We start from the raw sequence: 24,585 nt of genomic DNA, 5'->3' as shown, positions 1-24,585 counted from the left end.
GTTTTAGAAAGCTTCTCCGTCCTGCGAAATCGAGAACAGTGCCGACGCATCGGCTATATCTTCCAGTTCGACCAGCCACAGGTCGGGGTCGAAGCGGGTTTCCCGCGCCATACGGTCACTTGCCGCCATGTCATCGGCATCGTGCAGAATGCGCAGGAACATGCGCTCGCCGTCATTATCTTCTTCATAAGAAGTTTGCGGAGCAGGCGAATATAGATCGCAGGTGCCGAAGCGTGAGCTTACCTTGATGAAGATTGCGCCCGCCTCCGGCGATCCGCGACGGGCAAGATAGGCAAAGCCGCCCTCGCCCTGAACATTGCGGATCAAAGCCGAAACCCAGAAGTCGGATGTCAGGCGCATCGGACCCCCATCAGCTTATCAGGCCGATCTCGCGCATCTTGGTGATGAGCGTCGCATCGATTTCGCCGGTTACCGGCATACTGAACAGTTTCTGGAATTCGCGCACCGCTTCTTGTGTCGTCTTGCCCGGCTGTCCGTTCACCGGCACGGTGTCATTGCCGAATGCTTTCAACCCGGCCTGTACGCGGATGATATCCTGCGAACTCACTTTCACCGATTGCACGGTGGGCGTTGCCGCCACCTGCTTTTTCGGCGCGGGCTTTTCATAGGAAGCGAGAGCGGGTTTCGGTTTTGAAACCGTTTCCGTCTTCAAAACGGCGGGCTGCGGGCGCGGCGTCGGAACTGCTACCTCGATGACTTTGGCAACATCGTCCTGAGCCGGGGCACTGTTTTGGGCATCGGCCTGCAACTGCGCCGGAATATTTGCTTCCTGCACGCCGAGCTTCTGCTGCAAAGCGCGCCAGCGTTCCACCGCTTCGCGGGTCTGCGGCCCGGTGAAACCATCCACCGGTCCCTTGTAAATTCCAAGCGTCGAAAGACGTTGCTGCAGCCGTGCGATTTCGAGATCGGCATTGGGCGCAAGTGCCGGCAGCATGTCATCAACCGATGCGCTCATGTTCAGCCGGTCCGCCGACAGGCTCGCGGCTTCCAGCGACTGGGCAGTCTCATTGTTTGCAGGTTCGGCAGAGGCGGTCTCGGTGGACTTCGGGGCATTGTCACTTGCCGCCGCCGTGCCAGGCAGGACTGCACGTGGAGTCGGCTTGAACACAAAGTCCGGTCTTGTGCTGAAGAATACCGCCTTGTGCGCCTCCGGCTGATACCAGAGCGCATTAGCCGAGACGAAACTCATCACCACCAGAAACGCAGTTGCCCCGCCAGTCAGGACGGGGTTGCGCACGATGAAATCTCCGGCAGCAATTGCAAGTGCCGAAGCTGATGTGAAGAAGAAGTGGAGGAGCCGCGAGCCGAGACTACGCCGTTTTGCGGGTTTGCGCATCTTTCTGCTCCCGGATTTGGCTGTTGTCTTCGTCGTTCTGCCAGTCATTACGCCTTTCCCCCTGGTGACGGTGCATGTCGATCACCATGCCAAGCTCTGGGCCAAGTTCCTGATATTCGTCTTCTCCCATGACAACCTGCGGGCCTGCCACCGGAAGGCGAATCGTGACGATCGTGCCTTCGCCGGGGCAACTCTTGAGTTGCATGCTTCCCTGATGCAGTTCCACCAGCCCCTTGACCACGGAAAGTCCGAGGCCACTTCCCTCCTGCGCGCGCGTATAGTTATTGTCGGCGCGCACGAATGGCGTGCCGATGCGCTGCATATCTTCCGGCTCGATGCCGATGCCCGTATCCGACACACTGATTTCCAGCATCGCACGCCCGCTCGCCATCACGCGGGTTGCATCGATGGTGACGCAGCCGCCGCTTTGTGTGAACTTCACCGCATTACTGGCCAGATTGAGCAGAATCTGCTGAATGGCGCGGCGATCCGCCACCAGCTCACCAATGCCTGCGCCGACGCGGTGGCAGAAGGCAACGCCTTTCTTTTCAGCCTGCGGCAGCATGACAGAGGTGCACATTTCAGCCGCGTCACGGAAAGCGAAATTCTGCGGGTCGATGCTGTAATTGCCGGTTTCCAGACGCGAATTGTCGAGAACAGCATTTACGAGTTCCAGCAGGTAATGGCCGGACTGGTGAATGAGGCCTGCATATTCGCGCTGCTTCTCATTGGCCAGCTTGCCGCCCATTTCATGCGACAGCATATCGGAAAAGCCGATGATCGAATTGAGCGGCGTGCGCAGCTCATGGCTGACGGCTGCAAGCAGACGGCCCTTGCCGATGCGCTCCGATTCAAGCTCCGCTTTCAGTGTTGCAATCTCGTCCAGAAGCTTCTGCTCGCCTTCGAGCGAGCGGCCAACCAGCGTGATAGCGCGAGCGCTTGCGGCACCTTCGAGACGATAAGTGCGGAAGACCGTATCGCCATTTTCGATGGAACGCAGGCGCACATCGACCTTGCTGGAAGCGGAACCGGCGCGAAGATCGGCCAGAAGCGAAAGATATTCTACACGGTCGGCGACATGAACACGGTCGATGAGCGCCGTGCCTTCCAGCATTTTGGACTGTACGCCCAGAAGCTTTGCCGAATTCATATCGACCGAGGCAACCACGCCATCCGAATCGAGGCTGAACTGCAGGTCACCCGCAGCAACCGCGGCTTGCGGCGCGGTGACCTTGATCTGCGCGGGCTTGGCGGCGCTCGCATAACCACGTGCAACAAGGCTTGCCGCATAAAGTACCAGAACAGCGACGGACACATAGCTGCCGCCGGAAATGGGGCCACCGCTTGCCGTCGCAAAATAGCCGAGAACCATGGCCGCGAATGCGGCGCCTGCTGCTGCGGCGGCAGGCTTGCGGGTCGCAAACCAGACTTCAAGCGGCAGACCAGCCGCCATCAACCACAAAACCGCGTTGCCATGAGAAAAAGCGCCAACGGCAGCAAGACCCGCGCCATAGGCAGCGAAGTTCAGGCCAGCCAGAACAGGTGCGGCGATGCCCATCAGCGACAGCGCGCAAAGGATCATGGCGACGCCTGCAAAGCTTGCTGCAAGAATCGCAAATTCCGTAAAGCCCGGTGTCACACCCGAAGCGAGCACGGCCGCACAAAGCAGGACCGGCGCGGTGATGACCGAACCGATAACACGTATGGAGACCGCATCGGGACTGGATACCCAACGGCGGCAGAAACGTTCGTAAAAACGGCTGATCGCCTGCACATTCATGCGGACGGTCTCGGCTGTTTTCAAAAGAATGGCGTTCAACGTGCCGTACTCACTCAATACTCTTGCATTGTCAAAACCGGAAAACCGTTCGCCGTGACGACGCCCTCCCAGCCAGCAACAGATTGCAGCCGAGGCTTTAAAGAAACGATAAAACGAGACCGCCCAAAGCGGATAAGTGACGCGCCGGGTCTGCTTTTCTGCCTATGGTAAACAGAGAGTAGCGATCAGGTGGCGAAACCACAGCCACGGCACAATTTTGACGTTCAAATGCTTTACCATGACGCGCATCTTGTCCGAAAACCGTTTCACACTTTTCGCGATGCGCTCCAATAAACCGAACAGTTACGGAATCTTTTCCAATTCATCCGACATTGACGCAAACCGAAGGCACGCAACCGCAAGAAGGCAATGATCCGTTTTCTCATCAAATCCGTTTTCTGGTTGTCGTTGGCATTCATCGTGATGCCGCGCTTCTTCCCTGCGGATGAGCAAAACAAACCGCAGAAGAAGCCAGCCATTGCCGAGACGAAGCGGGAGCCGGATTCAATCGATCAGCTTCTCGCCAATGGCAAAACCGCCGTGGAACTGGGCAAGCTGTGCATCGACAACCCATCCTTCTGCCAGAACGGTACCTCGCTTGTTTCCAGCGCCGGGAGCGGCCTTCTGGAAGGAAGCCGCGCCGCGCTCGAATATCTGAGCGACCGTTTCGGCACCAAGCCGCAACCGCCTGCAAAAGTGGAACCGGCAGTCGCCGCACCTGCACAGGCCGCAATCGGCATTCCCATCCCGACATCGCGCGAAGAAGCCCTGCGTGCACTGGACCGTCGCCCGACTGGTTCAATTCAACGCTAGTTTTCCGTGACCTTGCAGCGTTTCATGACTATATAAGCGGCAAGAAACTTCTTTCAGGCGAGTATTATGACCACGACCATCGATAGCATCATGTCCGATTTCGAATTTCTCGACGATTGGGAAGACCGCTATCGCTATGTCATCGACCTCGGCAAGGAATTGCCGCCCTATCCCGACGATGCACGCGATGCTGCGCACAAGGTTCAGGGCTGCGTCAGCCAGGTCTGGCTGAAAACGCTTCCGCAAGACGGCAACGATCCGGTCATCGAGTTTCTCGGCGATTCCGATGCGCATATCGTGCGTGGTCTGGTGGCCATCGTGCTGGCACTATATTCCGGCCACAAGGCTTCAGAAATTCTCGCCGTGGACCCGGAAGCTATTTTAAAAAAGCTCGGCCTCGATGAACATCTGACGCCGCAGCGCTCCAACGGCCTGCGCGCCATGGTGGCACGCATCCGTCGCGAAGCAGAGCTGGCGAAAGAATCAGCCTAAGAACCCGTTCCAAAAGTCGCCCTGTGCGGCTGCAAATGGCAATTTACCTGCGTTCCGGTGCTCATGTACCAAAAAGTACATTGCGCTCCGGTACTCGAAAATTACCATTCTCGCACTCACATGCCGCTTTTTGATTCAGGCTCTAAAAGTTTCTCAACCGACAAGGCTGCGGCGAGCAGCTTTTTATCCGTGCCGCCGCGCGCGCTGAGCATGAAGCCGGTCGGCAGTGTCATGTCCGGCATGGGCACGGTGATGCTGCACAGGTCGAACTGGTTTCCGACCTGCGTGTCACGCAGCAGCAGCCCTTCCACACGGTCATATTCAACCTCGTCATTGCTGACCGAAGCAATCGTCGGCGCAACAATCGGCGTAGCGGGCGTTACGAACATATCGAAGTCGCTCAGGCGCTCGTCCATTTGCTGAACAAGCGTCGCGCGTGTTTCCATGATCCCGCGATAGGTTTCCATCGGAACCTTGACGCGGACGGACAGCGGGTGCTTCACGCGGATATCGACATTGGCGTCAGGATCGCCAAGCCAGGTCGATGCGTGGATATGACTTGCCTCGATCCCGGCGATGGAGCCGACGCGGGTTGCCTCACGCAGGCGCTGGATCAGATCGTCGACTTCCAGATCGGCGATGATCGCTCCTGCCTTTTCAAGAAGCGCAACCGTTGCTTCGAAGTGTTTTGCAACGTCCGGCTCCATATCGGCCAGAAGGTAGTCTTTCGGCAGAGCAACACGCAGGCCCTTCAGCGGCAAGGCGTTCGGCAACACGGGCGTTTCGCCTGCCATAATCGCATCGGTGATGATCGCATCAGCGACCGTCTTGGTTAGCGGGCCAACGGAGTCGAGCGACGGCGCCAGCGGAAACGCACCGTCGAGCGGAATGCGCCGGGCGGTCGGCTTGAAGCCGACAATGCCGTTCAGCGCTGCCGGAATGCGCACCGATCCCCCGGTATCCGAACCGATAGCGATCTCGCTTGTTCCTTCCGCTGCCGAAACTGCAGCACCCGACGACGATCCACCCGGAACACGCGTCGGATCAATCGCATTGCCCGGCTCGCCGTAATGCGGATTGAGACCGACCGGCGTGAAGGCGAATTCCGTCATGTGGGTCTTGCCGACAATGACCGCACCCGCATCACGCAGACGGCTGACAATCTTGGCATCCTGTGTCGCCGGGGCAGCATCGCGACGAATAACCGAACCGGCAAGCGTCGGCTCTCCGGCAACATCGAAGAGATCCTTGATCGAAACAATGCGACCGTCGAGCGGCCCAACGGCGCGCCCGTCACGAAGACGCGCATCGGCGGCGTCAGCCTCAGCGCGCGCCTGTTGTGCATAGACCTTGCTGAAAACGTGTTCGCTTGCTGTCCGCGCTTCCAGGCGCGACAGGATGCTTTCCAGCCGATCCCGTACCGAATTCATGTGATTTCTCCCCACTTCCCCAACGGGCACAAAGTCCCTTTGAGAAAGAGGCGATAGCCCCGCCCCGGAAAGGTGTCAATGAGGGCGTCACCTCACATATTCTGCGGACGCATTTGCGGCCGGTAGTCGTCTGTTCCCCAATGCAGGACAGCGGCTCTGCCCCGCTCCTTTTCGAGTTGAGGATTGTAGTGCCGGTGCAGCGCGGCCAGACCGACCTTGAGCAGCATCTTGGCAGAACGAACGGGCCATTGCCGCTCACGTTCCACGGTTTCAAGCCCTTTCAGGAAGCAGCAGACATCAACCAGAACGCCGTTCAGTTCCGGCCCGACTGCTTCCAGCGCCCGCTCGACACGGATGCGGCTGGCCAGCGCGATATCGGTCAGCTCTGCCATGCCGCCCGGCCCGCTGCGCCCGCCGCCAACACTGGTGTCCCAGCGCATGGTGACGGACGGCATCAGCGATCCGCGTGTGAAGTCAGCCCGCAGCCTTTCACCGGCAAGGAACTCGCTCTCCGAGATAAAGGAAAAACCATTCGCATTCTTGCGCCTGTAGAGCATCGCAAGCGGCGATTCCTCTGGATTGATCTCAATCTTTTCGCCCTGCTCATAGTCAATGGTCTGCAAGGTTCTTGCCGGGTTGCGCAACGGCTTGCCGCCTTCCTTTGCGCGCTTGATAGCGGGCTGCGATGAAACAAGCCGTTCCTCATTCCAATGCAACAATCCCTTTTTCTGCATCGCCTCCAGTTCGGCACGGGAAGCAGCGATGGTCCCCTGATCCGTTGCAAGCAAGACATGCGAAGCGCGAATGGAATCCTGAACCTCGCAGCCGCCATTTTTCAGAAAGCGCATAATTCTCGCTTCGGACACTGACAATTGGGTGGTCATGCCGCCATCCTCCAGGCCGTGAAAGCACTTTGCGCAATGCGTTCGAATGTCGAGACGATCGCATCGAACTCCGTATCGTCGCGCATGTCCTCCACCAGATGGCAGGCATGCATCACGGTTGTCCGGTCTCGCCCAAATCCGGCAGCCACTTCACGCATGGCCAGCCCGAAAGCCGTGTGCGCGACATACATGCCGATCTGCCGCACACGCGCCACCTCTCGCCTGCACCGCAGCGGTGACCGCAATTCAGCGCCGGAAACACCGAACATAGTCACCAGCAGATCAATAAGGGCATCGCACAGCGCTATGTTCTGCTGCTCCCGCGACCGGTCGGCGACACCCTCCACCCTTCCAAGGTTAAGGCTTCGCCCATGCCGCACCGCAAGCAACTTCAATGCTTCGAAAGCTTCCGCCCGTGTATGAATGACATCCGATAGTTCCAAAGACATTCATCTTTCCTCGCCAGAATAGGAATATCTTCTTATACGGAGAAAATTGCAAGTGTGGATAAGTTTCGTAGAAGGAATTGCTGTCTGTGGTTAGTTTCGACAGCCCTAACATAGGCTAAAACCTTGCCAACACGGCATTAACGCGTTTGAATCCATCGCGTTTGATGGCCATCTTACAGAAAAATCAGAAAAAATCTAGGAATATTATCCAACAACATTTTGCGTGGCTCATGCTCATTCGCATCAAGAAATGAGGAATGATCGCCATGGACGCGGATCTGAAGCAAGCCCGCTCACTATTTTTTGCCCGGCAAAAACAGAATCAACTGACCGCGATGCAACGCATTGCCTTGCAGATCATCGCCAGCATCGATCTCGATGAAGTTCTCAAGGCCCCGCTGGAAGAGAAGGAACGGACCAAACGGCGCCTGACACGCCTCATGGAAAGGGAGCGACTGAAAGGAATGTGCGGTCACTGGAGTTATGACCTGAACAGGCACATTGCACTAAAACAAGCATTCGACCGGATTGGTTGAAAAGACCATGCGCTTCCGGACGTGCTCAAATCCAAAACAAAATGGCCAGCATCAAGGAGCGTAAGCTCAACGATACTGGCCATTTCTATAAAGCTCTCAGAACAGACACTGCAAAGCGCGGTCCGCTCGAAAGTCGGAGCGATTAAGCGTCCTTAGGCTTGCGGCCCAGGCCCATCTTCTTAGCCAGGCGCGAGCGAGCAGCAGCGTAATTCGGAGCGACCATCGGATAGTTCGGGTCGAGATCCCACTTTTCGCGGTACTGTTCCGGCGTCATGTTGTAATGGGTCATCAGGTGACGCTTCAGCGACTTGAACTTCTTGCCGTCTTCGAGGCAGATGATGTAGTCGTCGTGAACCGACTTCTTCGGATTGACGGCAGGCTTCGGCTTCTCGACAACGACAGGCGCTTCTTCGCGTTCGACGTGACGCTTGAAAGCGGCGTGCACTTCAGCGATCAGCAGCGGCAGTTCACCAGCGCGAATCGAATTATTGCCGACATATGCGGCGACAACATCTGCAGTAAGGCTCAGAAGCAGTTCTGCGCTTTCGTCGTGCGTGTCCAGATTTTCCATTGTATTTCCTTTTTACTTCTTATTGTTGCGTAATCGACGACTGGAGATCCCCGCCTGCCATCGTCGTTACGTATTCCTAAACCCTGCCCATCCGTTCCCGACTGCGAATACCAGTTGATAATGTCATTTGCAATAGAATTGTCAAACCACATTACATTAACAACAAGTCTTTCTTCTTGAATCACCAAATAGAAAAACTCGAACTCAACCTTACTAAGATGGGGAAACTTTGAATCGCGATGTGTTCGCGTTGCCGCCCCTGCCGTTTATTCAAGGATATGGATGAAGCTGCAGTTCACAGCCGTGCTTCCTTTAATTTGCTCGACCTGCGTTAGCAATAGTTTTCTCCCTCAAGTTTTCTTGTACGAAGTCCAAGACTAACATGTTTCCGCTGGGTAGCTTTTGGCGGCAGAATCGGGCCTCAAAAAGGCATTGCTCAAATATATTTCAACGAAATCAACTCGCTTTCGCCACTTCGGCCAACTATATAAATATCACTATCACCCGCCAGAAGGCACGGCTTACCGGCCTTGCAGCAAATTGAAACAGTTTTCATCGGAATTGTGGATGTCTCAAAGCTCCTCCCAACTTCAACCACCGCATGCAGCCAAGCATCCGGTCAATGACACTCGTCACGGGATCACACGCACCGACGATTATGCTTGGTTGCGCGCAGATAACTGGCAGGAAGTATTCAGGGATCCATCGGTGCTGGCCCCCGAAATCCGCACGCATCTGGAAGCAGAGAATGCCTATCAGGCAGCGTTGATGAAGGACACGGAAGCGCTGCAGAACGGCCTGTTTGCCGAAATGCGCGGGCGCATCAAGGAAGACGACTCCTCCGTTCCTTCCAAGGATGGCCCTTTCGCCTATGGCGTGTCCTATCGCACCGGTGGCGAGCAGCCCTATTTCATTCGCACACCGCGCGATGGTGGCGCGGAAACCATCCTTCTCGACGGCGATGTCGAAGGCAAGGACAAGGCCTATTTCCGCCTTGCATCGGCCGATCATGCACCGGATCACAAGCTTTTGATCTGGGGATATGACGACAAGGGGTCGGAATTCTACAAGCTGAAAGTCCGTGATCTGTCTTCCATGAAAGACCTTGAAGACATTGTCACCGATACGAATGGCGGCGGCGCGTGGGACGCGGAGAGCAAGGGCTTCTTCTATACGCGTCTCGACGAGAACCACCGACCGTCTAAAGTCTTCTATCACAAGGTCGGCACGGATCAGTCGGATGATCCGTTGATCTATGAAGAGAAAGATCCAGGCTTTTTCCTCGGTGTCGGCGGCTCGGCGCTGGACGACTATATCTTTATCGACATTCACGACCATGAAACATCGGAATGCTGGCTCCTTCCCGCCAACGATCCGGCGGCAAAGCCGCAGCTCGTCATGGAGCGCAAGACCGGCACGGAATATGACATCGCACCGGGCGGTGACGTCTTCTACATCCTGACCAATGCAGGCGGCGCCAAGGATTTCAAGATTTGTCAGGCGCCTGCCGCCTCGCCGCAGCCTGAAAACTGGGTAGAGGTCGTGGCGGAAAAGCCGGGACGGCTGATCCTGTCGCACTCCGCCTACAAGCACCAACTAGTTTGGATGGAACGCGATAACGGCCTGCCGCGCATCGTGATCCGCGATCGCGAGACCGGCGAGGAACATGCCATCGCATTCGATGAGGAGGCCTATTCGCTCGGCCTTCATGGCAGCGCCGAATATGATACGGATGTGATCCGCTTCTCCTATTCGTCCATGACAACGCCGGAACAGCTCTTCGACTACAATATGCGGACACGGGAGCGGAAGCTCTTGAAGACGCAGGAAGTTCCTTCCGGCCACAACGCCCAGGACTATGTTACGCGCCGGGTCTTTGCCACGGCGTCGGACGGCGAACTGGTGCCGGTGTCCCTGCTATACCACAAGGATACGAAGCTCGACGGCTCGGCACCCTGCCTGCTCTATGGCTATGGTTCCTATGGCATCACCATTCCCGCAAGCTTCAGCACGTCACGGCTGTCGCTCGTGGATCGCGGCTTCGTCTATGCCATCGCCCATATCCGCGGCGGCAAGGACAAGGGTTTTGCCTGGTACGAAAACGGCAAGCGCGACAAGAAGGTGAACACGTTCACCGATTTCATCGCCGCTGCAAACCACCTCGTCGCCGAAGGCTTCACCAGTCATGACCGCATCGTTGCCCATGGCGGTTCCGCAGGCGGCATGCTGATGGGTGCAATTGCCAATATGGCACCCGACGCATTCGGCGGCATCATTGCCGAAGTCCCGTTCGTCGACGTGCTGAACACGATGCTGGACGACACCCTGCCGCTGACTCCGCCGGAATGGCCCGAATGGGGAAATCCGATCACATCGGAAGCGGATTACCGGACGATTGCCGGCTATTCGCCCTACGACAATGTCAGCCGCCAGGCTTATCCGGCCATTCTGGCCGTGGCAGGCCTTACCGATCCGCGTGTCACTTACTGGGAGCCTGCCAAATGGGTCGCCAGACTGCGTGAACTGAAGACCGATAGCCATCCGGTTCTGTTCCGTATCAATATGGATGCGGGCCATGCCGGCGCGTCGGGTCGCTTCTCGCGACTGGAAGAAGTCGCCTATACCTATGCCTTCGCACTCAAGGTGGCAGGCAAGGCGGGCAGCGTACTCTGATCCGTTACAACAAGCATCGCATCCAGGTTTTAAGGGTGCGATGCTTCCTTCTTTTTACACATGTCTTTATCCCGAAACGAGTTCCCACTTTCGGGAGACATGCTCTGGAAGAACGCGCTATTTCACATATAATATTGTTTTACATCTATTCTTCTTAAGGAGAGACCGATGTTGCGTCAGGTCATTGCTGTTTGCCTCACTTCCGCATCGCTTGCGGTTTCCGGTCTTGTCGCACTGCCGATGTCGGCTGAAGCGCAGGTACGCAAGGATGTCAGCGAATATGCAGGCCAGCGCTGCAACGTGCCGAGACGAGGCAGCGGCATCATCGTCGGCCAGTTCAGCGGCGTGGACGACTCGCCCTTCATCACTGGCGGTGACGGTCTGGTCGCGATCGACCGCGTCCGGTGCTTCAGCAGCATGTCGGAATGCAAGGGATGGCTCTATACGATGCAGAGCAAATACACCAATGCCGGTGCCGCCACTCTGGTGCGCTGCACCAAGCGCTGAACCTCAACATAAAAACTGCGGTTTTCACGAAGCTCTGCGGATGGCATCCTCCCACCACTTGATGCATCGCCTTCGGGCGTCATCTTCGGTTTGGGAGGATCGGAAATGCAGCAGGCCAGTTATGTACATGGTGCGAGCGACAAGCTTCTCATTGGCAATACGATCGGTCGGCATCTTGACCAGATCGCGGAAAAATATCCCGAACGTCCTGCCGTCATTGTCCGGCACCAGAATATCCGGCTGACCTATTCCGAACTCAGACAACTGACCGACCAGCTGGCTGAAGGCTTCCTCGCCATCGGGCTCCGCCCCGGCGAGCGTCTCGGCATCTGGTCGCCGAACAATCTCGAATGGATTCTCACCCAGTTTGCCAGCGCAAAAGCCGGGTTGATCCTTGTCAACATCAACCCGGCCTATCGGGCGCATGAACTGGAATATGTGCTGGGGAAAGTCGAATGCGCGGCGCTGATCCTCGCGCCATCGCTGAAAACCAGCAACTATATCGATATTCTGCGCAGCATCGTGCCTGAACTTGATGAAGCCCGGCCCGGTCATGTGATGTCCGAGCGGCTTCCCAATCTGCGATGCGTGATCCGGCTCGGTGCGGAACAGACGCCGGGCATGTTGAATTTCGATGATGTCACCCAATCCGGCGACGAGGTTACGCGGGAAGAACTGGCGCAGCTTTCCGAAGAACTGCAATTTGACGATCCCATCAATATCCAGTTCACCAGCGGCACGACCGGCAGCCCGAAGGGTGCCACGCTCTCCCACCACAATATCCTCAATAACGGGTTTTTCGTCGGCGAGGCGATGCAACTTTCCGAACAGGACCGGCTCTGCATCCCGGTGCCGTTCTATCATTGCTTCGGCATGGTGCTCGGCAATCTTGCCTGTGTGACCCATGGTTCCTGCATGGTAATTCCAAACGACAGTTTCGATCCGCTCCTGACGCTCCAGACCGTTGAAGAGGAGCAATGCACCGGCCTCCATGGCGTGCCGACAATGTTCATTGCGATGCTCGATCACCCGGAATTCAGCCGTTTCAACCTCACCAGCCTGCGCACCGGCATCATGGCCGGATCGCCCTGCCCCATCGAAGTGATGCGGCGGGTGGTGAGCGAGATGCACCAGAGCGAAATCACCATCGCCTATGGCATGACGGAGACCAGCCCGGTCAGCTTCCAGAGCTCGACGACTGACCCTGTGGAGCGGCGCGTTTCCACCGTCGGGCGCATCCATCCGCATCTGGAGGTGAAGATCGTCGATGCGGATGGCAAGGTGGTACCGCGTGGCGAAAAGGGTGAATTGCTGACGCGCGGCTATAGCGTCATGCGCGGCTACTGGAACGATGCGGAAAGTTCAGCTGGCGCCATCGACGATGCTGGCTGGATGCACACGGGAGACCTCGCCACGATAGACGACGAAGGCTATTGCAACATTGTCGGGCGCATTAAGGATCTCATCATTCGCGGCGGCGAGAACATCTATCCCCGCGAGATAGAAGAGTTCCTCTTCACCCATCCCGCGATCAGCGATGTCCAGATATTCGGTATTCCCGACCGCAAGTTCGGCGAAATTATCTGTGCCTGGGTCAAGCTGCACAACGATGGCCAGCTTTCCGACGAAGACCTGATTGAATATTGCCGGCAGCGCATCGCGCATTACAAGGTTCCGGCCCATATCCGCTTCGTGGATCAGTTTCCGATGACCGTGACCGGCAAAATCCAGAAATTCGTCATGCGGCAGGTCATGATCGAGGAACTCGAATTGCAGGAAATTCGAACAGCGTAATTATCTCGTCACATCACGAGACATATTCTCCAAGAGCGGGATGTTTGTAAGTGTATCGTCGTTTCGCTCCAAGTTTTTGTTTGAGCATGATTTTATCCGAAAACCGGTTCCCACTTTTCGGAATCATGCTCTAATATTTTCGCTCATGGCGGCTTGCAAAGCGAAGGCGAGAATGCATATTACGTAAACGTAAGATTTTTGGGAGAGTTTCCATGGAAGAACTGATCGCACGCATCACCTCCAAAGTTGGCATCGATGCGGCAACGGCAGAAAAGGCAGTCGGCATGATCCTCGCCTTCCTGCAGAAGGAAGGCCCGGCAGCGGAAGTCCAGAAGCTTCTGGCAGCATTCCCCGGCGCTGAAGAAGCAATCGCGCAGGTCAAGGGCGGCGGCTTCCTGTCCGGCCTGATGGGCGGCGTGATGGGTCTCGGCTCCCAGCTCATGGGCGCTGGTCTGGGCATGGGTGAAATTTCCGGCGTTGCCAAGGAAACCATCCGCTTTGCCAAGGAAAAGGCTGGTGACGAACCAGTTGATGCCGTCATCGGTGCAATTCCGGGCCTCGGCCAGTTCGTCTGATCAAACTTTACATGCTCGAAAAGGCCCCGGGTTCCAGGGCCTTTTTGTTTTGGGCTGCCCAACCGAGTATACCGGCACAAATAATGACACCGATCAGTATAAAACAATAGTATTCAAGTCATGTTTTTCACGATAACGTGAAGCCTATGTAATAATCCCTATAAATTCAGGATGATACTTGCTGCACTGGGGATTTAACCGACGCAATGATTGCAATGCCCCGGATTGTATCGGATATTTGAACCAAGGGACGAAGTCTGTTCAATTTTTAAATGCGGAGGATCGCATGCGTTTGTTTTTCCTGACTATCAGCTCTGCAGCTGTATTGATCGCCGGCGCAGCACAGGCTGACGTCACCGCAGATCGTCAGGCAATCATGAAGGACCTTGGACGCTCAGTCGGGTCAATTGCTCCGATGATCAAGGGTGAGAAGCCATTCGACGCCACCACAGCACTTGCTGCGCTGGAAAAGATCGATGCCGATGCCAAGAAGCTGGATGTGGATGCGTTGTTCCCGGCCGGTTCGGATCAGGGCGATACTGAAGCTTCGCCGAAAATCTGGGAAACCAAAGACGACTTCGTCAAGCACGTCGAAAAATTCCGGACCGACGCCGCTACGGCACTGGCTGCCAAACCGCAGGATCTTGATGCGCTGAAGCCAGCCTTCCAGCAGGTCGCCGCCAATTGTGGTTCCTGCCATCAAGCCTATCGCGTCAAGAAGAACTGATCTTCGCTGTTGACAGAGAGCACACCGAACGGAAACACTCTGTGTGCAAAAAATTTGCAGCAAAAGTGCGGTGCAATTCCAGTGCATCTGTACTTTGGAACTGTCACGCTGAATAACGGTCATAAGAGCGGTCTGGCTCGTCCTGGAACCGCCTCACGGGAACAGATGGAATGGTCCGAAAACTGGCATATGCCGCAGGCGCCGTGGTCGTCCTTGGAGCCGCTGCCTTCTGGATTCTGACCGCTCCGCAGAAGGTGGACGCGACCGTGTTGGACGCGATGAAGCCGGGCGATCCCATCAAGGGCGAACAGGTTTTCTGGGCAGGCGGCTGTGCCTCCTGCCATGCCGCGCCAGGTGCCTCCGGCGATGCACGCAAGGTTCTGGCAGGCGGACATGAACTGGTTTCAGATTTCGGGACATTCATCGCGCCCAATATTTCCCCGTCAGAGCAAGGTATCGGCACATGGACCATACAGGACTTTGCCAATGCGATGCTGAAGGGGGTCGGCAAGCAGGACGAACATCTTTATCCATCGTTCCCCTACACTTCTTATACCAAAATGCAGCCGCAGGATGTGGCCGATCTCTTTGCGTTTATGAAAACATTGCCGCCCTCCGATAATGTCGCAGCGCCGCACAAGCTTTCCTTCCCCTTCACGGTCCGACGGGGGCTCGGCCTCTGGAAACAGCTTTACCTGTCCGACCAGCCTGCGGTGGAAATCGCAAATGCTTCCGACCAGGTGAAGCGCGGCCAGTATCTGACTGAAGCCCTTGGCCATTGCGGCGAATGTCACACACCGCGCAATGCGATTGGGGGGGTAGACACAAGCAAGTGGCTCGCCGGAGCATTGTCGCCTGAAACCGGCAGTGACGGGAAAAAAGGCGTCGTGCCGAACATCACGCCGGATGAAGCGGGCATCGGCGCCTGGAGCGGGAAAGACATCTCCTACGCGTTGCAGAGCGGCTTTACCCCGGATTTCGATTCGCTCGGCGGATCTATGACCGATGTGGTTGCGAACATGGCTCACCTTGCCGAAGCCGACCGCAATGCCATTGCCGCCTATCTGGAAGCTATTCCGGCGCACCCAAACGGCTATCCTGCGCGTTGAGGGCCGCGATCCGGCATAATCTTACCGATCCTCGTTTCACTCCGGCCGGATTTTGCTCTATATCATAAGTTATAGTTGAACAGAGGGAGCAAGCTGCCTGATGACTGCCGAAGACGCTATTTTTCTTGGCGCGAGCCGCAAGCCTGACGACTCCTACCAGCAGCCGGAATATCTAGCGCTGAAATACGGCAACCGGCACGGTCTCGTCACCGGCGCGACCGGCACGGGTAAAACTGTCACGCTGCAGGTTCTGGCCGAAAGCTTTTCAGCGGCTGGCGTTCCGGTTTTCTGCGCCGACATCAAGGGCGATCTTTCCGGCATTGGCGCGATCGGCGTTCAAAATGACGGCCTTCTCAAACGTGCAGCGGAAGTGAAGCTCGATCCGTACGAAATGCGCGCCGCGCCTGTGATCTTCTGGGATATTTTCGGCGAACAGGGACACCCTGTTCGCGCCACCATTTCCGAAATGGGGCCACTCCTCCTGTCGCGCCTGATGAGCCTGACCGAGGCGCAGGAAGGTGTGCTGAACATCGCCTTCCGCCTGGCGGACGAAGAAGGCTTGCTGCTTCTGGACCTGAAGGACTTGCAGGCCATCCTCGCCGAAATGGCGGAGCGCTCGGCAGAACTTTCGGGCAAGTACGGCAATGTGAACAAGGCTTCGGTGGGTGCGATCCAGCGTTCGCTTTTGGTCCTCGACCAGCAGGGCGGCTCGAAATTCTTCGGGGAACCAGCGCTCAAGATTTCAGACCTGATGCGCACCACGACCGACGGGCGCGGTGTAGTGAGCGTGCTTGCTGCCGACAAGCTGATGATGAGCCCGCGGCTCTATTCCACTTTCCTGCTTTGGCTGATGTCGGAACTCTTCGAGGAACTGCCGGAAGTCGGCGATCCCGATAAGCCGCGGCTCGTCTTCTTCTTCGATGAAGCCCATCTTCTCTTCGATGAAGCGCCGAAGGCTCTGGTCGACCGTGTCGAACAGGTGGTGCGCCTGATCCGCTCCAAGGGTGTCGGCGTTTATTTCGTGACGCAGAATCCGCTCGATGTGCCGGAAACCGTTCTGGCGCAGCTCGGCAATCGCGTGCAGCACGCGCTTCGCGCCTATACGCCGCGCGAAACCAATGCCGTGAAGACGGCAGCCGATACATTCCGTCCGAACCCGGATTTCAACACGTTTCAGGCGATCACCAATCTCGCCACTGGCGAAGCACTGGTGTCGACGCTGCAAGCCAAGGGGGTGCCTTCAATCGTGCAGCGCACGCTTATGCGCCCGCCTTCATCGCGTATCGGCCCGCTGACGCCGGAAGAACGCGCGAAGATCATCGCCGCAAGCCCGGTTGCCGGGCAGTACGATCAGGTACTGGATCGCGATTCCGCTTTCGAAATGCTGGCCCGCAAGGCGCAGAATGCTGCAGCAGCCCAGCAAAAGACCAAGGAAGAGGAAGAAGGCGGCGGTAGTATCCTTGGCGATCTCGTCGGCACCGCACTTGGTACTGGTCGCCGCTCCGGTCGCCAGACGGTCGCGGAAACGGCCATGAAGTCCGTTGTCCGCTCGGTCGGCAATTCGCTTGGCCGCGCACTTGTGCGCGGCATTCTCGGCGGCTTCAAACGGTAGAAGGTGCCAGTGTCACGCCTTCGCCGGTTTGGCGAGGGCGTAGGCGACAAGGGCATTGGCATGGCCATGCCCCATCTCGAATTCCGACTTCAGCCAGTTGACGATTTCCATATGCTTGTCGCCCTTTCGCTGCACGATCAGCGAAAGCCAATGCTGGACAGGCTGCCCGTATTTTTTCTCGATGGACGGGAAATAGGATGCAGGGCCTTTCACGACTTCCTTGGCGACTTTTTCCTCGGACATGACTTCCCTCCCCTTGTTCCGACGATTTGTCCGCGCGGAAAGTGACTTATTTTCAAGGCGGTGGCAAGTTGGCGCGCGGCACAATGGAAAAAGCCCCGGACAGCTGGCTATCCGGGGCTTTTGCAATCTGTCGTTCAGACAATCGCTATTACATCACGAGAATCGGCGACTTCGCCGGAACGCGATCATAGAGATCGATGATGTCCTGGTTCAGGAAGCGCACGCAGCCCGACGAGACCGCCTTGCCGATGGACCACCATTCCGGATTGCCGTGCAGGCGGTACAGCGTGTCCTTGCCATCCTGGAAAATATAGAGGGCGCGGGCGCCGAGCGGGTTCTTGAGGCCCGGAGCCATGCCGCCGTTCCTGGCGCTGTACTGCACCAGTTCCGGCTGGCGGGCGACCATTTCATCCGGTGGGGTCCAGCGCGGCCACTGGCGCTTGTACTGGATCACAGCGCGACCCGACCACGCGAAACCTTCGCGGCCAATGCCCACGCCGTAGCGCATTGCTTGTCCGTTTTCGAGGACCAGATAGCAGAAGCGGTTGGCCGTATCGATGACCAATGTACCGGGCAGTTCGCCGGTTGGATCCTGCACAACCTGACGCAGGAAGCGCTTGTCCATCTTCTGGATCGGAATTGCCGGAAGCTGGAAGCCGCCATCCTCGACGGCAGCATACATCTGCGCCCATCCGCCATAGGAGGAATCGACATTAGCCTGCGGGGTGCGGTTGATCGGGTTGCCCGACTGATCCACATCAATGATTGGAACATTCTGCCCCAACTGAGCGCAACCGGCCAGACCGGCGGCCGCTGTTGCTGTCATTGCCGTCAGAAAGGAACGGCGGGTAAGGGTCGTTTGCATATGAAAACCAGTTTAGTGACGGGAGGAGTTACAGATACACATTCAGGGTTAACGAATTGCGACCCGGCCAATTGTGGCAGATACGCAGTGAGCCATCGAAAAGGCCGTAAACGGCTGTTTCCGGTGTTTGGTTGCACGGAAAACGCCCGAAAAATGTGGCGTACGCCCGTTCGTAATGCGGCCTAAACGTGGCGAAAGCCCACCAGCATGGCTCGTGTTGCAGCCGCGACACAATTTTGGGTGCAGGAGCCAGCTTTCCATAAACCCGGCAAGTTCAAATTTTAGTGAGAACTCAATCAAGCAACTGGAGGCTTGGCAGAATCAGTGCCGGAGCAAACTGTTTATATTCGTCGGGCTGGTTGGTCCGATTGATCCAGACCCCGCGCATGCCGAACCGCACCGCCCCTGCCACGTCCCAGCGGTTCGAGGACTGGAACGAGATTGCGGAAGGATAAAGCCGCCATTGCAGAGTGATGAGCTCATAGACCGCCGGGGCAGTCTTGTATTTCCTGACTTCATCAACCGAAATCACGTCGTCCAGCAGGACGTCGAGCGCTGCCGAACGCACTGCGGATTCGAGCATGGCGGGCGAACCATTGGAAAGGATCGCAAGCCGTGCGCCCTTCTCCTTCAGGCTTTTGAGAGCAGCGGGCACTTCCGGATAGCAATCGAGCTTCCAATAGGCATCGAGCAAATCATTGCGCAGTGCCGGATCTACGGACGGGTAACGCGCGAATGCGAAATCGAGCGACTCCTCGGTGAGTTTCCAGAAATCGCTATAGGCACCCATCAGGCTGAGCACCCAGGAATATTCGAGCTGCTTGGCCCGCCACAGTTCGGAAAATGCCCGGCCGTCCGGCCCGGCTTTGTCTGCATGTCGCCGCACCGCCGAATGGACATCGAATAATGTGCCATAAGCGTCGAAGACATAAGAACTGTGGGACACCGTTTCCTCCTGTGAGGGTCCGCCACGCATGGCGAAGCATAAAATCTAGAATTGCGCCATCCTACTGTGATTTCAATAATAATTCATTGTCTTGAAGCTGAATTGCTCATTCACGCCATTGCCGCGCGCACCGATGCGGCCTATGTAGATTCCGCACGCAAGTTTTGAGGCAGCATCTGCTCGGCCCGCCGCAAGCTGCCCATGTAAGCTCAAAGAAAAGAGGAGAGTTTCCAATGGCTTTCGAACTGCCCGCCCTGCCGTATGACTATGACGCCCTTGCGCCTTTCATGTCGCGCGAGACGCTTGAACTTCATCACGACAAGCACCATCAGGCTTATGTCACCAACGGCAACAAGCTGCTCGAAGGCTCCGGCCTCGAAGGCAAGAGCCTGGAAGAGATCGTCAAGGAAAGCTACGGCAAGAACCAGGGACTCTTCAACAATGCCGGCCAGCACTACAACCACATCCTGTTCTGGAAGTGGATGAAGAAGAACGGTGGCGGCAAGAAGCTGCCGGGCAAGCTTGAAAAGGCAATCGAGTCCGATCTTGGCGGCTACGACAAGTTCCGGGCGGATTTCATCGCTGCCGGCGTCGGCCAGTTCGGTTCAGGCTGGGCCTGGCTGTCAGTCAAGGACGGCAAGCTTGAAATCTCCAAGACCCCGAACGGCGAAAACCCGCTGGTTCACGGTGCAACGCCGATCCTTGGCGTCGACGTGTGGGAACACTCCTACTATGTCGATTATCGCAATCTGCGTCCGAAGTACCTCGAGGCCTTCATCGATAGCCTCATCAATTGGGAATTCGTCGAAGAACTGTACGAAAAGGCCTGAGCCTTCATACAACAATAAAGAAAAACCCCGGTTTTGCCGGGGTTTTTTGTTGCTGCTATTCCTTGATTACCTGCACACCTACATGTTGCGCGCGCCCGGCTCCCCATCCGGCGATGGCAGCCCCCAGCCCCAACACAGCGAAGAAAAGACCACAGGCGGTAAAGCTGCCCGTTGCGCTGTGGATCAGCCCGACGATGAGCGGGCCGATTGCGGCAAGCGTATAGCCGACGCACTGCGCCATGCCGGACAGATGCGCCGCCGTGTGTGAGTCCGGCGCCCGCAGCACGATCACCATCATGGCGGCGGCGATCAGACCGCCCTGCCCGATGCCCTGAATGACCGCCAGTCCCCAATAGGTCCATAGCGGCAGATAGAGAAAGCCGATCAGCGGCAAGGCCGCACAAGCGCAGAGAATGACATTGAGCAGGCTCTGGTTCTTCTGGCGGGTAGCAATCGACGGTACCGCGAGACAGGTGATGACCTGAGCCAGGATCGAAAAAGAGACCAGACCGCCGGCCGCTGCCGGGCTCAGGCCCTGTTCGCGCAGGATCGGCGCCAGCCATCCGAAAACGATGTAGGCGGTGGAGGATTGCAGACCCATGAACAGGGTTACCTGCCAGGCCAGCTTATCCTTCCACAAGCCGATCACCTTGAAACCCGAATGGGCGACATTGTGTTTCGCACGCATGGCCTGCGGCAGCCACAACAGCAGAACGACTGCCGCCGGAACAGCCCAGAATGCCAGAGCAAGATTCCAGGAACCGCCGAGCATCCCCTTGATGGGAATGGTGAATCCGGCTGCGGAGGCAGCGCCGCCGCATAGCGCCATCGTATAAAGACCGGTCATGATGGCCGCAGTTTTCGGGAAATCACGCTTGACGACGCCCGGAAGCAGCACGTTGCCAGTAGCAATTGCGGCACCGGCCAATGCTGCGCCAATATAAAGCGAATAGAACGAACCGAAGCCGCGAATGGCGGTGCCGACAGTCAGCACGACCAGCACGAAAAGCAGAACGCGTTCGGCGCCGAAACGCTGCGCCAGCCGTGGTGCGAATGGCGCAAAGACGCCAAGGCAGACAACCGGCAACGTGGTCAGGATACCGGCTGCAACGGATGACATGCCGGTGGCATCGATGATTTCCGGCAAAAGCACGGAAACGCTGGAAAATACCGGTCGCAGATTGGCGGCGATCAGCACGAGGCTCAGACCCAGCAAAATGCGCATCGCCTTGCTTGGCGGTTGCTGGACTGGCGGCGGCGGAACGCTGTCCGCCTCAGCGTCGACCAACGCCTCGGGCTGAAATATCGCCTCGCTTTCTGCCGCTTCCGACAGGCCTGTGTTCGTGTGGCTCATGATGCCAGCAACCTTTCAAGTTCTTCAATCAGGGGCGCCATGAAGCGGCGAACCGTTGCACCGGCCTGGTCAGGATCGCCCGAAGCGATAGCTTCAACGATCTGGCGGTGCGCCTCATGGTTTGGCTCGGGCAGTTCGCCGTCGAGCGTAGCTTCTATGGATTCGCGAATGGAGGCGGAGAAAAAGGCATAGACCTCGATCAGTGCGCTGTTGCCCGAGGCAGCGACGATGGCCTCATGAAAGGCAAAGTCTCGGGCCACGAACGTTGCCCGGTCGAGTTCATCGCGATTGCCGCGTTGTGCCAGCATTTTCTCCAGATGCACAATCCCCTTCGGCTTGATGCGTAAGGCGGCCAGACGTGCGGCTTCCGTTTCGAGAACTGCCCGGGTCTCAAAGCGGTCGCGCAGGCTGGTATGGCGGATGCGGTCGAGGCTGCGTGCCGTGTCGGTAGTGGAACGGACATATGTTCCCGAACCCTGCCGGGTTTCCAGCATTCCTTGCGCCACCAGCGCCCGAACAGCTTCGCGCACCGTGCCGCGGCTGACATCGAGCGTTGCGGAAAGTGCGGCTTCATTTGGCAACTGGTCGCCTATCGACCAGCGTCCCGACGTGATTTCGCCTCGCAATGCCTGCGTGGCCGAATCCGTCAAAGTCTTGCGGGATATCGCCTTCATATCTTCACCAAATTCATCTGATGACTTGATGAATTAGACCTATGCAATGGAGCTGTCAACCGTCGTGAAGAAAGCTGATTGCGGGCTGGAAACCACTGCCGCATTCCGTTAACAATTTTCGCGCACAGTGCCCCATAATCCAGCCGCTCGAGATTTCGGGCCAGACTTCAGGTGCCAATATGATCACACTTTACAGCCTTTCCGGAGACCACCTCGAACAAGTGGAAGTCGAGCCCGGCACTCCGCTGCCCGAAAATGTTATCTGGATCGACCTGTTTGCTCCTGGCGTCAATGAAGACAGTATTGTCGAAGCATGGATGGGCATTTCGATCCCCACCCGCGAAGACATGACGGAAATCGAGGAATCGAGCCGATTCTACATGGAAACCGGCGCGCAATATCTCACAGTGCCGATCCTGCACGCGGTCGATCTCGACCATCGCGAGCTGGCGCCCGTCACTTTCATCCTGCATGGTTCGCGGCTGATCACTGTTCGTTATGCCAATCCGAAATCGTTCAGCACCTATATCCTGCGTTCGACCAAGCCGGGCAACGGGTTGATATCACCCAAATGCTCGGGCCTGTCGATCATGCTTGGCATTACCGAAGCCACGACGAACCGCCTCGCCGATATTCTGGAAGGTGTCGCGGGTAAGATCGATGCAGCTTCGCATTCCATCTATCGCCGTCAACCGAAAGCCCGCCCGATGACGACGGAGGATTTCCGGCACATACTGACCCAGATCGGTGGACAGGGAACCTTCCTCTCGCGAATGCGCGAAAGTCTGGCCGGTATCAGCCGCATGCTGGTCTATCTGTCGGCCATCAACAATCCCGCAGCCGGCAAGAAGGAAACGCGCAGCTGGATCAAGTCGCTGGAACGCGACACGCAATCCCTGACCGCCTATGTGGATTTTCTGTCCAACAAGGTCACATTCCTTCTCGATACGATCGTTGGTCTGATTTCGGTAGAACAGAACGCCATCATCAAGATTTTCTCTGTGGCGGCGGTCGGTTTTATGCCGCCGACGCTAGTGGCTTCCATCTACGGCATGAATTTCTCCTTCATGCCGGAGCTGCAATCGCCATGGGGTTATCCGATGGCGCTTGGTCTGATGATCGCCTCCGCCCTGCTGCCGCTTTACTATTTCCGCCGAAAGGGTTGGCTGTAGCTTGTGGTGACAACGCAGGCGCACCATGTTATATCATGCGTTATAACATAGGAGAGCAGCCATGAACGTAACCCTGCGCAAGATCGGCAATTCCGACGGTGTGATCATCCCAAAGGAAATGCTGGAGCAGTTGAACGTGCAAACTGGCGACACTCTGGTCCTGACCGCAGAAAAGGATGGACTGAGACTGACCAGGAGCACGGAAGATCCGGAGGTCTTCGAGAAGAAAATGAAGATTGCCCGCGAGCGGATGAAAAAATATGAGACCGCTTATCGCGTGCTCGCTCAATGATCGACTTTCATTCGCGGGCTTTCATAGAAGCGCTGCATCAGGAGCAGTTGCGTCTGCATGGTGGTGCAGCGGGTATTCGCGATTCCGGTTTGCTTGATTCAGCGCTTGCGCGTCCGTTGCAAAAGGAAGCCTATGGCGATCCGGGTATCTTCGATCTGGCGGCGGCCTATCTGTTCGGTGTGCTGAAAAACCACCCTTTCGTGGACGGCAACAAGAGAACTGGACTGGCTGCCGCTGACTTGTTTCTTTATTTCAACGGCTTCAGTCTTGAAGCCGTACAGGAAGACATTATCCAGCTCGTCCTGATGGTTTCGACGAGTGAAATAGATGAAGCCGGCGCAGCAGCGTTTTTCCGTGACCATACCGTCGCTATAGACGAAGACTAAACAATCTTCAGCGACACGATTTCCCACTCGACATTATTGATTTTCACGACATCGCCGACCGGCTTGCCGAACAGCAGAATGGCAACGGGCGCGACATGGGAAATCTTGCCGTTTGACGGGTCAGCCTCATCCTCGCCCACGATGGTCCAGCGGCGAACCTTGCCGTCGTCCAGATTTTCCAGATCTACCGTCATGCCGAAACGCACGACATCGCTGTCGGGAGCGGGAACGGAAAGCTCGGCATTTTCACGCCGCGCCACCCAGTAACGCAGATCGCGTGAGATACGCGCAATCGCCGAACGCTCGCCCGCGACATTGGCGTCCGCCAGCTCGCGCTGCAGCCGGGCGATTTCATCCTCGATCATCGTCAAGCCCGTCGGCGTGACGAGATTGCGATGCGGACTAACCGGGCGCTCGCCGAGGTCGGTCGGCGCATCATCCTGTTCTTTGGTGAAAGCTCTGCTCATTAGTTGAA

General features: G+C 57.0%; 27 protein-coding genes. 14 read left to right on the top strand and 13 right to left on the bottom strand.

What is annotated here, in order from left to right; all coding sequences use genetic code 11:
- Positions 1 to 3: 3 nt before the first annotated feature.
- The 3 genes from AC1RHM_RS22060 to AC1RHM_RS22050 are packed head-to-tail and all read right to left on the bottom strand — an operon-like array spanning position 4 to position 3,176.
- The gene (locus AC1RHM_RS22060; protein ID WP_029925319.1) at positions 4 to 360 is read right to left on the bottom strand and encodes a DUF1491 family protein; all 357 of its coding nucleotides are present in this window, start codon (positions 358 to 360) and stop codon (positions 4 to 6) included.
- Between the two features lie 10 nt (positions 361 to 370).
- Positions 371 to 1,357 (bottom strand): peptidoglycan-binding domain-containing protein, encoded by a 987-nt coding sequence (locus AC1RHM_RS22055; RefSeq protein WP_036585833.1) that lies wholly within the window; start codon positions 1,355 to 1,357, stop codon positions 371 to 373.
- Positions 1,332 to 3,176: an ATP-binding protein gene (locus AC1RHM_RS22050; protein WP_012092454.1), complete on the bottom strand. Its 1,845-nt coding sequence runs from the start codon at positions 3,174 to 3,176 to the stop codon at positions 1,332 to 1,334. The genes AC1RHM_RS22055 and AC1RHM_RS22050 overlap by 26 nt, the downstream gene beginning before the upstream one ends.
- A 369-nt stretch (positions 3,177 to 3,545) precedes the next feature.
- On the opposite strand from AC1RHM_RS22050, the gene AC1RHM_RS22045 reads away from it, so the two are divergent.
- Together AC1RHM_RS22045 and AC1RHM_RS22040 are read left to right on the top strand one after the other, a co-directional pair.
- On the top strand, positions 3,546 to 3,989 hold the full coding sequence (locus tag AC1RHM_RS22045) for a hypothetical protein (RefSeq protein ID WP_012092455.1): 444 nt from the start codon (positions 3,546 to 3,548) through the stop codon (positions 3,987 to 3,989).
- Positions 3,990 to 4,055: 66 nt separating this feature from the next.
- Positions 4,056 to 4,481: a SufE family protein gene (locus tag AC1RHM_RS22040; RefSeq protein WP_012092456.1), complete on the top strand. Its 426-nt coding sequence runs from the start codon at positions 4,056 to 4,058 to the stop codon at positions 4,479 to 4,481.
- A 116-nt stretch (positions 4,482 to 4,597) separates the two neighbouring features.
- Here AC1RHM_RS22040 and AC1RHM_RS22035 read toward each other — a convergent pair whose 3' ends face one another.
- The 3 genes from AC1RHM_RS22035 to AC1RHM_RS22025 form a co-directional block, all read right to left on the bottom strand.
- A complete protein-coding gene (locus AC1RHM_RS22035; protein ID WP_492332627.1) occupies positions 4,598 to 5,911 on the bottom strand; it encodes an amidase in 1,314 nt (437 codons plus the stop codon).
- Between the two features lie 92 nt (positions 5,912 to 6,003).
- Positions 6,004 to 6,795 (bottom strand): DUF6456 domain-containing protein, encoded by a 792-nt coding sequence (locus tag AC1RHM_RS22030; protein ID WP_036585837.1) that lies wholly within the window; start codon positions 6,793 to 6,795, stop codon positions 6,004 to 6,006.
- Positions 6,792 to 7,238 (bottom strand): helix-turn-helix domain-containing protein, encoded by a 447-nt coding sequence (locus AC1RHM_RS22025; RefSeq protein WP_036586120.1) that lies wholly within the window; start codon positions 7,236 to 7,238, stop codon positions 6,792 to 6,794. Before AC1RHM_RS22025 ends, AC1RHM_RS22030 begins: the two co-directional genes overlap by 4 nt.
- Positions 7,239 to 7,510: 272 nt before the next feature.
- Here AC1RHM_RS22025 and AC1RHM_RS22020 point away from each other — a divergent pair, with 272 nt between their 5' ends.
- A complete protein-coding gene (locus AC1RHM_RS22020; RefSeq protein WP_036586122.1) occupies positions 7,511 to 7,780 on the top strand; it encodes a hypothetical protein in 270 nt (89 codons plus the stop codon).
- Between the two features lie 142 nt (positions 7,781 to 7,922).
- On the opposite strand, the gene AC1RHM_RS22015 is transcribed toward AC1RHM_RS22020, so the two are convergent.
- On the bottom strand, positions 7,923 to 8,351 hold the full coding sequence (locus tag AC1RHM_RS22015; RefSeq protein ID WP_010661576.1) for a Ros/MucR family transcriptional regulator: 429 nt from the start codon (positions 8,349 to 8,351) through the stop codon (positions 7,923 to 7,925).
- A 567-nt stretch (positions 8,352 to 8,918) separates the two neighbouring features.
- Here AC1RHM_RS22015 and AC1RHM_RS22010 point away from each other — a divergent pair.
- The 7 genes from AC1RHM_RS22010 (at position 8,919) to AC1RHM_RS21980 (ending at position 17,348) form a co-directional block, all read left to right on the top strand.
- Complete coding sequence (locus tag AC1RHM_RS22010; protein WP_029925333.1) at positions 8,919 to 11,024, top strand: S9 family peptidase; 2,106 nt, start codon at positions 8,919 to 8,921, stop codon at positions 11,022 to 11,024.
- A gap of 168 nt (positions 11,025 to 11,192) precedes the next feature.
- Positions 11,193 to 11,531: a hypothetical protein gene (locus AC1RHM_RS22005; protein WP_010661574.1), complete on the top strand. Its 339-nt coding sequence runs from the start codon at positions 11,193 to 11,195 to the stop codon at positions 11,529 to 11,531.
- Positions 11,532 to 11,636: 105 nt separating this feature from the next.
- A complete protein-coding gene (locus AC1RHM_RS22000; RefSeq protein WP_036585841.1) occupies positions 11,637 to 13,325 on the top strand; it encodes an AMP-binding protein in 1,689 nt (562 codons plus the stop codon).
- A gap of 212 nt (positions 13,326 to 13,537) precedes the next feature.
- Positions 13,538 to 13,900 carry a DUF2267 domain-containing protein gene (locus AC1RHM_RS21995; RefSeq protein ID WP_010661572.1) on the top strand — a complete coding sequence of 121 codons (363 nt, stop codon included), beginning with the start codon at positions 13,538 to 13,540 and terminating at the stop codon, positions 13,898 to 13,900.
- Positions 13,901 to 14,186: 286 nt separating this feature from the next.
- A complete protein-coding gene (locus AC1RHM_RS21990) occupies positions 14,187 to 14,627 on the top strand; it encodes a c-type cytochrome (protein ID WP_010661571.1) in 441 nt (146 codons plus the stop codon).
- A 170-nt stretch (positions 14,628 to 14,797) separates the two neighbouring features.
- On the top strand, positions 14,798 to 15,736 hold the full coding sequence (locus AC1RHM_RS21985) for a c-type cytochrome (RefSeq protein WP_029925337.1): 939 nt from the start codon (positions 14,798 to 14,800) through the stop codon (positions 15,734 to 15,736).
- 100 nt (positions 15,737 to 15,836) lie between these two features.
- Positions 15,837 to 17,348: a helicase HerA-like C-terminal domain-containing protein gene (locus AC1RHM_RS21980; protein ID WP_010661569.1), complete on the top strand. Its 1,512-nt coding sequence runs from the start codon at positions 15,837 to 15,839 to the stop codon at positions 17,346 to 17,348.
- 12 nt (positions 17,349 to 17,360) lie between these two features.
- On the opposite strand, the gene AC1RHM_RS21975 is transcribed toward AC1RHM_RS21980, so the two are convergent.
- From AC1RHM_RS21975 to AC1RHM_RS21965, 3 genes are all read right to left on the bottom strand, one after another.
- Entirely contained in the window at positions 17,361 to 17,591 is a 231-nt protein-coding gene (locus AC1RHM_RS21975; protein ID WP_036585843.1) for a DUF4287 domain-containing protein, read from the bottom strand.
- Between the two features lie 148 nt (positions 17,592 to 17,739).
- Positions 17,740 to 18,456 carry a L,D-transpeptidase gene (locus AC1RHM_RS21970; RefSeq protein ID WP_010661567.1) on the bottom strand — a complete coding sequence of 239 codons (717 nt, stop codon included), beginning with the start codon at positions 18,454 to 18,456 and terminating at the stop codon, positions 17,740 to 17,742.
- Between the two features lie 292 nt (positions 18,457 to 18,748).
- Positions 18,749 to 19,402: a haloacid dehalogenase type II gene (locus AC1RHM_RS21965; RefSeq protein ID WP_010661566.1), complete on the bottom strand. Its 654-nt coding sequence runs from the start codon at positions 19,400 to 19,402 to the stop codon at positions 18,749 to 18,751.
- A gap of 233 nt (positions 19,403 to 19,635) precedes the next feature.
- Between AC1RHM_RS21965 and AC1RHM_RS21960 the strand changes: the two genes are divergently transcribed.
- On the top strand, positions 19,636 to 20,232 hold the full coding sequence (locus AC1RHM_RS21960) for a superoxide dismutase (protein WP_151576889.1): 597 nt from the start codon (positions 19,636 to 19,638) through the stop codon (positions 20,230 to 20,232).
- Positions 20,233 to 20,287: 55 nt separating this feature from the next.
- Here AC1RHM_RS21960 and AC1RHM_RS21955 read toward each other — a convergent pair whose 3' ends face one another.
- Positions 20,288 to 21,586, bottom strand: a complete 1,299-nt coding sequence (locus AC1RHM_RS21955) for a CynX/NimT family MFS transporter (RefSeq protein WP_012092470.1) — start codon at positions 21,584 to 21,586, stop codon at positions 20,288 to 20,290.
- On the bottom strand, positions 21,583 to 22,260 hold the full coding sequence (locus AC1RHM_RS21950; RefSeq protein WP_122241955.1) for a FadR/GntR family transcriptional regulator: 678 nt from the start codon (positions 22,258 to 22,260) through the stop codon (positions 21,583 to 21,585). The genes AC1RHM_RS21955 and AC1RHM_RS21950 overlap by 4 nt, the downstream gene beginning before the upstream one ends.
- Positions 22,261 to 22,439: 179 nt before the next feature.
- Between AC1RHM_RS21950 and AC1RHM_RS21945 the strand changes: the two genes are divergently transcribed.
- From AC1RHM_RS21945 to AC1RHM_RS21935, 3 genes are all read left to right on the top strand, one after another.
- Positions 22,440 to 23,432, top strand: a complete 993-nt coding sequence (locus AC1RHM_RS21945) for a magnesium transporter CorA family protein (protein WP_010661562.1) — start codon at positions 22,440 to 22,442, stop codon at positions 23,430 to 23,432.
- Between the two features lie 61 nt (positions 23,433 to 23,493).
- Positions 23,494 to 23,724: an AbrB/MazE/SpoVT family DNA-binding domain-containing protein gene (locus AC1RHM_RS21940; RefSeq protein WP_029925342.1), complete on the top strand. Its 231-nt coding sequence runs from the start codon at positions 23,494 to 23,496 to the stop codon at positions 23,722 to 23,724.
- Positions 23,721 to 24,110: a type II toxin-antitoxin system death-on-curing family toxin gene (locus AC1RHM_RS21935; protein WP_492332626.1), complete on the top strand. Its 390-nt coding sequence runs from the start codon at positions 23,721 to 23,723 to the stop codon at positions 24,108 to 24,110. Before AC1RHM_RS21940 ends, AC1RHM_RS21935 begins: the two co-directional genes overlap by 4 nt.
- On the opposite strand, the gene AC1RHM_RS21930 is transcribed toward AC1RHM_RS21935, so the two are convergent.
- Positions 24,107 to 24,577, bottom strand: coding sequence for a GreA/GreB family elongation factor (locus AC1RHM_RS21930; RefSeq protein ID WP_029925347.1), 471 nt, complete (start codon positions 24,575 to 24,577; stop codon positions 24,107 to 24,109). The two genes, AC1RHM_RS21935 and AC1RHM_RS21930, sit on opposite strands and share 4 nt — an antisense overlap.
- Between the last annotated feature and the right edge of the window lie 8 nt (positions 24,578 to 24,585).

It is taken from the genome of Brucella sp. GW823-FHT04E01 (genome assembly GCF_058796175.1).
Note: the sequence above shows the minus strand (reverse complement) of the source record. Positions and strands in the feature narration are given on the sequence as shown.